Raw genomic sequence first — 11,904 nt, forward strand, 5'->3', positions numbered from 1 at the left:
CGGCAATTCTAACAAAAAAAACGCAAGTTGGCTGTAATTTCTGTGATTAAATCAGCGTTCAATAAGTGTGTGGTGTCCCGAGTAGGAATCGAACCTACATCTAGCCCTTAGGAGGGGCTTATTCTATCCGTTGAACTATCAGGACGAGAAGATGAATGATAATGCCTCAAAAGAGACGCATATTCAAGTAGATATAGAAACTAAACATCTAAAGCATAAGAGATATATGAAAACATACTGTCATTGATTTTATTGGGATAAGCTTGTTTTGCTATTTGCAATTCATAAAACTTTTGAGTATCCTCGTCTGGTTTATGTAAATAAATGTCATAAATACAAATAAATAGGTTAAAAATACGGGTGATATATCCATTGTGAATCATTTTATGGTATTTAATCATAAATATAGTTTGTGATGGGTATAGCAGGAAAGACTTTAATGTTTTGGAGGAATTTATGGGATCTTTTGGTTCGTGGGCAGTTATGTTTGTGCCGTTGGTTATAATTATTGGTTTGTCATTGGCAAATTATATTAAAAATAGACCTTAGACTTATCGTTGAGTACTAAAAAGATACTAAAAGTAAGGAAGGGATTACTTTTAGATTGTTTAGTTAGTTAAATAAAAGGGGTAGGGGATGACAATTTTAGTTATTGTGTTTGTGCTGTATATCAGCATTATTTTAGGGCTAGGTATCTGCTCATATTTTTATACAAAAAATCTACATGATTATATGCTCGGTGGACGTTCATTAAGTGGTCCCATTGCCGCTCTAGGAGCTGGTGCTTCTGATATGAGCTCATGGCTTTTATTGGCGTTACCAGGTGCTGTGATGCTTAATGGTTTAAATCAAATTTGGTTGCCGCTTGGCTTATCATTAGGCGCTTATTTAAACTGGCAGTTTGTCGCTAAGCGCTTGCGTGTTTACACTGAAGTTGCTAATGACTCAATTACGATCCCATCGTATTTTGAAAACCGCTTCATGGAAAAAAGTGGTATGCTGCGCCTGCTCAGCGCGCTAGTGATTTTGATCTTTTTCACGTTCTATACGGCATCAGCATTTGTGGCTGGCGGCTTGTTATTTGGTTCAACTTTTAAAATTGATTACACCACAGGGTTATACATTACTGCATTGATTATTTTGGTCTATACCTGTGTCGGTGGCTTTTTAGCAATCTCATGGATTGATTTTTTCCAAGGTGCTTTGATGTTTGTTGCTTTGATTATTGTGCCTGTTGCCGTATGGGTGCATATTGGCAGTTTATCTGAAGCATTACATACAGTTTCCAAGCAATCACCGGTGTATTTAAACGCCTTTAAAGGCACAAGCATTATTGGGGTATTATCACTCTTTGCTTGGGGGTTAGGTTACTTTGGTCAACCGCATATTTTGGTGCGTTTTATGGCAACTAAGAGTGCCAAAACCATCCCGCAAGCGCAGTTTATCTGTATGACGTGGATGTGTGTGGCACTTATTGGTGCAGTCTTTACTGGGCTTTTTGGTATTGCATATTACGCGCCACATACGCTTGAAAATCCTGAAACGGTTTTTATTGTGTTAGCAGAAACACTATTTAATCCTTGGGTAGCAGGTGTGCTATTAGCGGCAGTTTTATCCGCAACGATGAGTACGGCTTCAGCTCAGCTTCTAGCGTCTTCGAGCGCGGTGGTTGAGGATTTTTATCACAAATTTATTCGTCCAAATGCTAAAGCCAATGAAATGCTTATTATCAGTCGCATTATTGTAACCGTGATTGCTATTATTGCGGTGCTATTGGCACTTGATCCTAAGAGCTCGATTTTAAATCTTGTTGGTTATGCTTGGGCGGGACTGGGTGCATCATTTGGTCCGATTATTGTGTTGTCACTTTTCTGGAGGCGCATGAATTTAACAGGTGCTTTTTGTGGTATCGTCGTTGGTGCATTAACTGTTATTATTTGGCCTTATTTAAAGACATTAGGTGGAATTTTTGAATTGTATGAATTGCTTCCTGGCTTTATCTTTGCCTGTATCGCTATCTATGTAGGGAGCATACTAAGTAAAGCACCAAGTGATGAGATATACCAACGTCATCAACAAATGCTTGACCATTTATAAGTACCTAAGCAATGGTTTATTGGTAATCATGGATATTCAGCTCAAGATCGAACATGGCGACTTAAAGTCATTCTCAGACTTGATCCGAGAATCCAGAGAAATACCTGATATATATTTTCTAGCTACTTAGCGGTGACCCACGTCGCTAGCACCTCGCCCCTTGCGGGAGAGGTGGTTGAGCCTAAGCTCAACGGGTGAGGGGGAATTAAGAATCCACTTATTCTTGATTCATTGAATAAAGTTATTCTAAACACCAATTTTGTCATCAAAGGCAATAATGTGATCGCGACCGGTGAAGTTAAAACCGTGCATAAGGGCTAGATCAATAATTTTGGGATATGCTTTAATCATTTCTTGGCGAGTGCTGCCTGCGGGCATTAAGTACACTTTATGCTTTGGAATATTAAGTTCATTAATCAAAGACTTTATTTCTGTTAGATTCTTATCACTGCCATCGCACACTGGCTTTAATTGGTAATCATGATGGTAATCAATCATCTGACGCATGGCAGTAAGGTTTAAGCGATATTTATTATGTTGATCAATCAGTTTTTGATCAACAACAGTGCCTTTAGGTGTGTTTATATCTAGCTTTGGAATGCTGTTAGTAAACTTAGGAGACAAACTTAACAGATCAATCGGGTAATCAGTTTTTATAAAGTGCGAGCTTTCAGTCTCTAATGTCACAAATAGCTTATGCTCATGTGCTAAATGCATGATCTCATTAATTAGTGCCGGATGCATGGTTGGTGCACCTCCTGTGAGCATGATTTCTTTGATGTCAGGATATGTTTTGATCATGTCAATAATGTCATTAAAACAAAACTTACCTTTATCCGCGTGAATGCTTGAGTACCATGTATCACACCAACCACCATCCTCACCAAAGTGGCAGCGATGCGTACAACCCGTGGTGCGAATTGCAAATGAAGGATGTCCACGGCGTGATCCCTCACCTTGTAAACAAGGATAAAGCTCAATAACAGGTAGTGTTTTATGGTAATCACTAATGCGCATAATCTATCTCAACGGCGCCAAGGTTTTTGTTATTCTCCATCACATCAACACGAAATAAGGTGACGCGATTACCACTATGCTGCTGTACTAAAGGATTTAAGGTGTTTAATACAAACTCAGCAATACCCTCACAGCTGAAGTACGGCAAGGTGCGTAATTGTAATAATCCTTGTTGCTCCAATGCTTTAAATGTCTCAAGTGCTGGATCTTTTTGTGACAGGACAACGGTGTGATCAAACATATAGTGAAACCACTCTTTAGCCGTCATGCCATCAATGGTGTGATTTTTGTCTTTTAGCCAGCCAAAATCCCAGACCCAGTTATGCTGATCGAGTGATTTAGCAGCAAAATGTAAACGAAAAGAAATGGCATAACCATGCAAAAAGCGGCAGTGTGAATGTTCGGCATTCCATTGGCGAAAGCAAGTGGAAAAGCCATCAAGATATTTTTCAACTCGATAAATCATTATGGTATGATACTTTGAATTTTTGAGCACTATACCATTTGCAGATGATTTTATAAACTTTGGTGATTAAATTAGGGAATGATTTGGAGAACAGAATGAGTAATGAAATAAAAAGTAATACAAAAACTAATGCAAAAAATAAATATGCAGTATTGTCACTTTCAGGCGGTATGGATTCATCTTCATTGATGTTACGTTTACTCGCTGATGACTATGAGGTGACAGCGATTTCATTTGACTATGGTCAAAAGCATAAAGTAGAGCTGGAGAAAGCATTAAGTCTTACCGATTACTTAAAACAGCAAGGTCTTAAGGTCAAACATCATATCATCAGTATTGATGGTCTATCACAATTATTACACTCGACATTGATCAGTGGTGGCGAGGATGTACCAACAGGACATTATCACGAGAGTAATATGCGTCTCACGGTTGTGCCAAATCGCAATAAGATATTTAGCTCAATCATCCAAGCCGCAGCATTATCGATTGCCGAGGGGCAAAACACTGACGTGATTATTGCGATGGGCGTTCATGGCGGCGATCATGCAACCTATCCTGATTGCCGACAATTATTCCGTGATAAAGATTATGATGCCTTTATCGCAGGGAACTGGGATGCTGAGAAAGTCACGTATTACTTGCCTTATATTAATAGTACAAAGACTGATGTGTTACGCGATGGCATGCGCGCTTGTGAGTCATTGGGATTAAAGTATGAGGAAGTGTATGAGATGACGTTTACCTCCTATATTCCGGTTGAACATGACAATACCATTTACAGTGATTATCAATCGGCTTCATCGATTGGGCGCATTGAAGCGTTTTTGAATCTAGGGCTTCAGGATCCTGCCGTTTATGCTGATGAGTTAGGTCCTGTGACTTGGCAAACCGTCAAAGAACATGCCCAAAAAACGCTTACGGAATTTAAAAAGCAAGAGGTTTAATTTATACTTTATTTATTACTTAAGCAAAGTCGAAGCGATGCACTGAGTGTCAGTCGAAGTGGGTATGTCCTTTATGGTTTGCAATGGCTTCGACTAACGCTCAGCCAACGTTGAAGTGGCTTTGACGATGTTCAGCCAACGATTGGGTAGTGCAAGTGATGGATAAGTTGCTTGAATGAAATGTAAAAAACAAAAAGAGTATTGAATGATTGAATATACTTTGCATCTGCAAAAAATGAAAACCTCACTAGACCATGACAATAATGCCTGCTATCAGTTGAATGATATCAATATGAATGATTTATTGGGTAAAGTGATTAAGCTTGAGTTCTTAAATGAAATCAATTGCGTTGCCTGTGGGCGATTAACCAAAAAAAGCTTTAGTCAGGGCTATTGTTTTCCTTGTATGCGTAGCTTGCCTGAGTGCGATACTTGTATTATCAAGCCTGAATTATGTCACTTTCATGAGGGTACATGTCGAGATAGCAATTGGGGAAGTGAGCACTGTATTAAGCCGCACTTTATCTATCTGGCAAACACTGCCAAAGCAAAGGTCGGCATTACACGTGAGAAAAACACGCCAGCACGTTGGATTGATCAAGGTGCGGTACAAGCTTTGCCGATTATTAAGGTGAGTGAGCGCTTGTTATCAGGATTGATTGAAACTAAGCTTGCAAAACACTTAGCAGACAAAACCAATTGGCAGGCAATGCTAAAAGGTCAGCCTGATGCGATTGATTTGTTATCAATAAAAAATGAAGTGCTCCTAAAAGAGCAGGATTTTATTGAATCACTCAAAACACAATATGGTACACAGTCAATTGAGCTGATGAATAATGAAGTGATTGATATCCATTATCCTGTGCTTTCATATCCGCAGAAAGTCAGTTCACATAATTTGGATAAGAATCCATTAGTTGAAGGCACATTATTGGGTATCAAAGGGCAATATATTATCTTAGATACAGGGGTAATGAATATGCGCAAATTTGCCGGATATAAATGCCGTTTAATCACGAATGTGTAACTTTATGTTTATGTAAGGTTTTGTTGGCTATGAATATATTCCTTCCTACTTTGATTTTGTAAGCGTTGGCTGAGCGTAAGTCGAAGCCTCTATGAAGTGTGATTTTCCCAAGCTTACCCTTCGACTTATGCTCAGGATATGATGAGCACTTATGGGTGAATATTTAGTCTTAGCCATTTTGTTGTATACAGAAATATAAAAAACATAAAGAGAGTAAAAAATAAACGATCAACAAGGAGTGTATTATGGTTAAGATATTAATAGCGGGAGGATCAGGGTTTATTGGTCAAAACCTTGTCCGCCATTTTAAAAAGCAAGGTTATTGGGTGTCATTATTAAGTCGTCAAACGCAAATAATCAATGGCTTTGATGAATGTATTACGTGGCAGGATATCACGACAGCAAAAATGACACAATTTGACATAGTGATTAATTTATGTGGGTTTGGTATTGGGGAGCAGCGTTGGCGCAAATCAATAAAAGACAAGATAATAAACAGTCGGATTGAACCAACTGAGCGCTTGATTAAACTGATTGCTGATCATGATGTGTGGTTGATTAATGCCAGTGCGATTGGCTTTTATCCCTTCTCTGTCAAAGAACAGGATGAAACTCATATTATTCAAAGAACGAAAGCAAATAGTGGCTTTTGTCAATATGTTGTGAATCAGTGGGAGGCGGTAGTTAACCGGGCACGGTTACACCGTAAAACCATTGTGCGCTTTGGTGTCGTGCTTGGCGAAGGAGGGATGCTTGATAAACTGCTGCCAACTGCTAAAAAAGGATTAGGTGCAATAATTGGCAATGGTCGGCAAATGATGTCATGGGTACATATTGATGACCTGTGTCAGGCGATGGTTTTTATCCTTGAACAAAAGTGCATAAATACTAATATCAATATTACCTCGGGTAATGCTTGTAGTCAGAAAGTGTTTATTAAGGCATTGGCAAAAGTGCTTAACAAACCTTGCTACTTAGTTTTATCGCAATGGTTGGTAAGATTAATGTTTGGACAAATGGGTAAGGAACTACTGCTTTCATCACATAATATCTCAGCGAAATACTTACAAGAAAAAGGGTTTATGTTTGAATATCCATATATTGAAACGGCATTGATGGATTTGTTGGCGTAATATTTGGGCTGTGACTATATTCCTGCCCACTTTGATTGTGTAAGCGTTGGCTGAGCGTAAGTCGAAGCCTTTATGAAGTATGATTTTCCCAAGCTACCCTTCGACTTATGCTCAGGGTACGGGGAGCACTTGTGGGTGAGCATTTAGTCTTAGCCAATATTTGTGATGAGATTATAAATGGCTTTCTTTTTGCCTATTACCTCATGTTTTAACTATATAAGCTATGGTAAAAAATAAAGTTTAAGGTTGTGTTTTACGTCAATACGATTATTATGGCGATACCTGAAAGGTTTTAAGAAAAATGCGCTTATGTTGCGAAAAATTATCAAGTCGTTGATTCCGTCACGCGGGGAAGTTTTTTTTGATCTATTTGTTGAGTCAGCGCAAAATGTGCATTTCTCAGCATCTCTTTTGGTTGATATTGTTAATGAAGAAAATGCTTATAAAGCAACTGAGTTAATGGCTAAATTGCGTCAGCAACGTCAAAATGCCGTAGATATCAATAAAAAAATCATTGTTGAGTTGAATGAGCAGTTCATTACGCCAATTGATCGCGGTGATATTTTTCATTTATCGGGAATTATGCTTAAGCTGACTAAACGCATTATTAAGATCAACAAAAAAATGCAAATTTATGCGATCGATAGCAAAGTCGATGATTGCTTGATTCGCAGTGTTGTCACGTTACAAGAAATTACCAAGTCACTATGTGATTTACTCATTGCATTTAAAAATAAAGATGGCGATAAAATTAAACTTGCGTCACAACGCGCAACTGAGCTTGATGAGAATGTGGTTGAAGATTTGGGTGATGCGATTGATCTGATCAAAAAGGCTGACTACGACACATTGACAACGATTAAACTAAAGGAAGTGTTCAAGGCTGTGGAGTCAGCGGTTGATACCAGTGCCACTTTATGTGATTCTGTGATGCGTATTTACGTCAAGGAAATCTAATTATGATGATAGTTCTTGTCAGTATTATCATCATTGCACTTTTTTTTGAATTTATTAATGGGTTTCATGATGTTGCCAATGTTGTGGCAACACCGATTGCATCAAAGTCATTATCTCCATATCAAGCGATTATTATTGCTGCGATTTTCAATTTCGTCGGTGCGTTTATCGGTACAGCAGTAGCGACAACGATCAGTAAAGGTTTGGTTGATGCTAATGTTATTACGCATTTAGTATTAATTGCTGCATTGTTCGCTGCGATTAGCTGGAATCTGTTTACGTGGTATTTCGGTATTCCATCAAGTTCATCGCATGCACTGATTGGCTCTTTGGTAGGGGCTGCTATTGCCGCAAGTAATATCCATACGATTCATTATGGTATTTTGGTTGGTAAAATTATCGTGCCAATGGTGCTATCACCAATCTTGGCATTTTTCTTAGCCCTTATCTTAGTCGTGATTATATTTAGGATCTTAAGCAAGCGTAAAACACCACGCAAATCAAATGCACGTATTCGTGAGATGCAAGTGATCTCTAGTAGTTTATTGGCATTAAGTCATGGTTCAAACGATGCGCAAAAAACGATGTCGATTATTACCTTGGCATTATTTAGCTTTGGTATGGTATCAACGGTTGCACATATTCCTGTATGGGTGATTTGCTTGTGTGCTTTAACTATGGCACTTGGCACATTATCCGGTGGTATGCGTATTATTAAGACATTGACAACACGTGTTGCCAAAATTGGTCCAGCGAACGGTTTTGCCGCTGAGATGAGCTCAGGTTTGCTGATCCTAGGCGCTTCACATCTAGGTTTGCCAGTAAGTACCACACAAGCTGCTTCAGGTTCAATTATGGGAGCAGGTTATCCTGAAAGTGGTGGTGTTAATTGGCGTGTGGTAAGAACAATGGCGACTGCTTGGCTTTTAACCTTACCATGCTGCATCATTATGAGCTTTATTGCTTATAAATTACTCTTTGCACTTTTTGGAGACTTGGGGATATCCGTTAATATTTAGTCATATTGAGGTTTAACTATGTTGTTAAAATCAGAAAAGAAATCGACATTAAGTATTGCCAGTATTTATGCTTTTAGAATGCTGGGGCTTTTTATTATTTTACCTATTTTTAGCCTGTATGCCGATAAGATCATTGATGCAACACCGACACTAATTGGTGTAGCATTGGGCATCTATGGCTTAACGCAAGCACTATTACAGATCGTTTTGGGTGTGTTATCCGATAAGTATGGACGAAAGCCCGTTATATTATTTGGTTTGATCGTATTTATCATTGGTAGCATTGTTGCTGCGATGTCACATACGATCTATGGCATTATCATTGGTCGCGCTTTGCAAGGGGCAGGTGCCATAGGTAGTACACTGACCGCTTTAGTCGCTGATACAACCAAAGAAGAAAATCGTATGAAAGCAATGTCAGTGATTGGCATGACAATCGGTTTATCGTTTATTGGCGCAATGGTGCTAGGTCCCATTTTAAATACATGGATTGGTTTGTCAGGTATCTTTTGGTTGACGGCCATCTTAGGTGCTATTGGTGTTGTTATCTTAATTTATGGTGTGCCAACGCCGACAAAAGTTATTTTTCATAAAGGATCTGAAACGACACCTAGTCAAATCAAGAGTGTATTGAAAAAGCCTGAGTTATTGCGTTTAAACTATGGTATCTTTAGCTTGCATGCGATGCTAACAGCATTGTTTCTCGCTATTCCGGTTATTTTAATTGACTATATTGGCGTGAGTGTCGATAAACAGTGGATTATTTATCTGCCTGTACTGTTTATTTCATTTTTCCTTATGGTGCCATTTATCATTATTGCTGAGACTAAAAATTTGATGAAACCTGTTTTTGTTGGTGCAATCATTATCCTCACGGCAATGCAGTTTTTACTGTATGAATTTGATCATCATGTCATTGTGATGAGTCTTTTATTAGTGCTATATTTTGCAAGCTTTACCTTACTTGAAGCAGCTTTGCCATCACTGATCTCAAAAATGGCCCCAATTAGCAGCAAAGGCACGGCAATGGGGGTTTACTCCAGTGCGCAGTTCTTTGGGATATTTTTTGGTGGTGTATTAGGTGGAGTGATCATGCATCACTTTGGTATACAGGGTATCTTTATTTTCAATGGTCTGTTAGGTGTGTTATGGATTGTGATCGCAGCAACAATGCAAAAACCAAAACAATTAAGCTCTAAACTATATAGTATCAATAAAGCTCAGCATATGGATGCTAAGACACTACAACAAAGTATTCTGAAGTTGCCAGGTGTTGAAGAGGCAATGGTCTGTTTAGAAGAGGGGGCTGCCTACCTTAAAGTCGATAAAAAAATATTTGATGAATCAGCGTTAAAACCTAAAATTTGTTAATGACTGATTTTGATTCCAATAGCAAATGAGCGCCCAAAGACTCTGTCAAGGGCAGCTATTACCTGCAATACAATCACTTAATATTATCAAAAACTTCTTTGCCATCGAACGCCGCAAAATGATTTACGAGCGGTATATAAACACACTTTCTGCCAAGCCTTGCTAATCCATCCTCATATCGAGAGAATAGTTGTCTATAATTAAATCGACAAAATTGAAGTTATTTTAATGATTTACGATAGGTATATATAGCTAAAAGGAATACAACAAAGGAGCGTTAATATGGATCAACTTCCAAATAGGCAAGAGCTTTCACCACTGAATTTTCTTAATCGTGCGAATATAGTATATAAAAATAAGCTTGCAATTGAAGATGGTGATATTAAGTATGATTGGCAGACGTTTAATAAAAAGGTGCACCAATTTGCCTCTGTTCTTAAAAAAATGGGCATTAAAAAACAAGATAAAGTTGCTTTTTTAGCATTTAACTGTGAAAGCTTCTTAATCGCACATTACGCGGTACCATTAATTGGCGCAATTTTAGTGAGTATTAATACACGACTGTCAAAAGCGGAAGTCAGCTACATATTAGAACATTCAGACAGTCAGCTTGTCTTTTATTCTTCAGATTTAAGTGAGTTGGTTGATGAGAAATTTAAGATCATTGCATACAATCTTAAAACACAATGGCCATTAATGTTAGAGGCCATTGAGTTTGAAACACATACGATTAATATTGATAGTGAAGATGATATTATTTCCATTAATTATACCTCAGGAACGACAGGTCTTCCTAAAGGTGTTATGTACTCACATAGAGGGGCTTATTTAAATGCTTTAGCAATGATGATAGGTCATAAGCTTGATGAAAATAGTCGCTATTTATGGACTTTACCCATGTTTCATTGTAACGGGTGGACATTTCCTTGGGCAATGGCAGCAAGTGGTGCTACGAGCATTTGCCTGCAAGCGATAAATGATAAGGAAATTTGGCAACAACTTGTGAAGAATGATATCTCTCACTTTTGTGCAGCTCCCACTGTTTTAACCATGCTCACACATTCTAAGCATGCGATTAATTTAGCGCACGCGATACGTATATTTACGGCAGGGGCTTCTCCCTCACCAACACTAATTAAAGAGGTTAGTGCTTTGGGTTTTATTTTAGATCATGTGTATGGTTTAACTGAAATTTATGGTCCATTTACCCATCAAGTTGTTGAGTTAGATCATGATGATATAACAATTGAAGCATGTCACAAACTTGCTCAGCAAGGTTATCCCAATGTATGTGCGGGTGAATTAAGAGTCGTTGATCAAAATATGAATGATGTTGATAAAGATGCCAAGACACTAGGTGAGATTATCGTCAGAGGCAATGTTGTTATGAAAGGCTACTACAAAAATGATAAGGAAACGACTAAAGCATTTGAAGGGGGATGGTTTCATACCGGTGATATTGCCATTTGGCATGCCTCTGGCTCAATAGAAATAAAGGATCGTAAGAAAGATATTATTATTTCAGGTGGTGAAAATATCAGTTCTATTGAAGTTGAACAGGCAATACTGTCACATCATGCAGTACTTGAATGTGCTGTTGTTGCAAAGCGTGATGATCTTTGGGGTGAAGTGCCGGTGGCAATTATCTCTTTGAAAGAAAATCATCAAGTGAGTGCAGAAGAACTAACCATTCATCTTAAAGCGATCATTGCCGGTTTCAAAATACCTAAATTCTTTTATTTTGAGACTGTTCACTCAACTGTGTCACCCTAAAGCTCAAGTTTTAACCGTTCAGGAAAAAAGATGTTGAGCTGCGAAACGGTTGTTGCCCAGTTTGCCACTGGCATCGTCCATTTCTTTTTAATGTGCT

At 38.3% G+C, this 11,904-nt stretch carries 10 protein-coding genes and 1 tRNA gene; 8 read left to right on the top strand and 3 right to left on the bottom strand.

Annotation, left to right across the window (positions count from 1 at the left end; all coding sequences use genetic code 11):
- Positions 1 to 70: 70 nt before the first annotated feature.
- Positions 71 to 145: transfer RNA gene (locus IE867_RS11960), tRNA-Arg, on the bottom strand.
- A gap of 491 nt (positions 146 to 636) precedes the next feature.
- Between IE867_RS11960 and putP the strand changes: the two genes are divergently transcribed.
- Positions 637 to 2,097, top strand: coding sequence for a sodium/proline symporter PutP (gene putP, locus IE867_RS11965; RefSeq protein WP_192484950.1), 1,461 nt, complete (start codon positions 637 to 639; stop codon positions 2,095 to 2,097).
- Between the two features lie 246 nt (positions 2,098 to 2,343).
- Here putP and IE867_RS11970 read toward each other — a convergent pair whose 3' ends face one another.
- On the bottom strand, positions 2,344 to 3,114 hold the full coding sequence (locus IE867_RS11970; RefSeq protein ID WP_192484951.1) for a 7-carboxy-7-deazaguanine synthase QueE: 771 nt from the start codon (positions 3,112 to 3,114) through the stop codon (positions 2,344 to 2,346).
- On the bottom strand, positions 3,104 to 3,580 hold the full coding sequence (locus tag IE867_RS11975) for a 6-pyruvoyl trahydropterin synthase family protein (protein WP_192484952.1): 477 nt from the start codon (positions 3,578 to 3,580) through the stop codon (positions 3,104 to 3,106). Before IE867_RS11975 ends, IE867_RS11970 begins: the two co-directional genes overlap by 11 nt.
- 95 nt (positions 3,581 to 3,675) lie before the next feature.
- Here IE867_RS11975 and IE867_RS11980 point away from each other — a divergent pair, with 95 nt between their 5' ends.
- The 7 genes from IE867_RS11980 (at position 3,676) to IE867_RS12010 (ending at position 11,807) form a co-directional block, all read left to right on the top strand.
- A complete protein-coding gene (locus IE867_RS11980) occupies positions 3,676 to 4,527 on the top strand; it encodes a 7-cyano-7-deazaguanine synthase (RefSeq protein ID WP_192484953.1) in 852 nt (283 codons plus the stop codon).
- Positions 4,528 to 4,735: 208 nt separating this feature from the next.
- Complete coding sequence (locus tag IE867_RS11985) at positions 4,736 to 5,554, top strand: DUF2797 domain-containing protein (protein ID WP_192484958.1); 819 nt, start codon at positions 4,736 to 4,738, stop codon at positions 5,552 to 5,554.
- Positions 5,555 to 5,799: 245 nt separating this feature from the next.
- Entirely contained in the window at positions 5,800 to 6,687 is an 888-nt protein-coding gene (locus tag IE867_RS11990) for a TIGR01777 family oxidoreductase (RefSeq protein WP_192484954.1), read from the top strand.
- A gap of 309 nt (positions 6,688 to 6,996) precedes the next feature.
- A complete protein-coding gene (locus IE867_RS11995) occupies positions 6,997 to 7,644 on the top strand; it encodes a DUF47 domain-containing protein (protein ID WP_192484955.1) in 648 nt (215 codons plus the stop codon).
- Positions 7,644 to 8,663 carry an inorganic phosphate transporter gene (locus tag IE867_RS12000; protein WP_192484959.1) on the top strand — a complete coding sequence of 340 codons (1,020 nt, stop codon included), beginning with the start codon at positions 7,644 to 7,646 and terminating at the stop codon, positions 8,661 to 8,663. The genes IE867_RS11995 and IE867_RS12000 overlap by 1 nt, the downstream gene beginning before the upstream one ends.
- 18 nt (positions 8,664 to 8,681) lie before the next feature.
- Positions 8,682 to 10,034: an MFS transporter gene (locus IE867_RS12005; protein WP_225630049.1), complete on the top strand. Its 1,353-nt coding sequence runs from the start codon at positions 8,682 to 8,684 to the stop codon at positions 10,032 to 10,034.
- Positions 10,035 to 10,316: 282 nt separating this feature from the next.
- Positions 10,317 to 11,807 (top strand): AMP-binding protein, encoded by a 1,491-nt coding sequence (locus tag IE867_RS12010; protein ID WP_192484956.1) that lies wholly within the window; start codon positions 10,317 to 10,319, stop codon positions 11,805 to 11,807.
- Positions 11,808 to 11,904: the final 97 nt, after the last annotated feature.

The organism is Cysteiniphilum marinum (genome assembly GCF_014857925.1).
GTDB lineage: Bacteria > Pseudomonadota > Gammaproteobacteria > Francisellales > Francisellaceae > Caedibacter > Caedibacter marinus.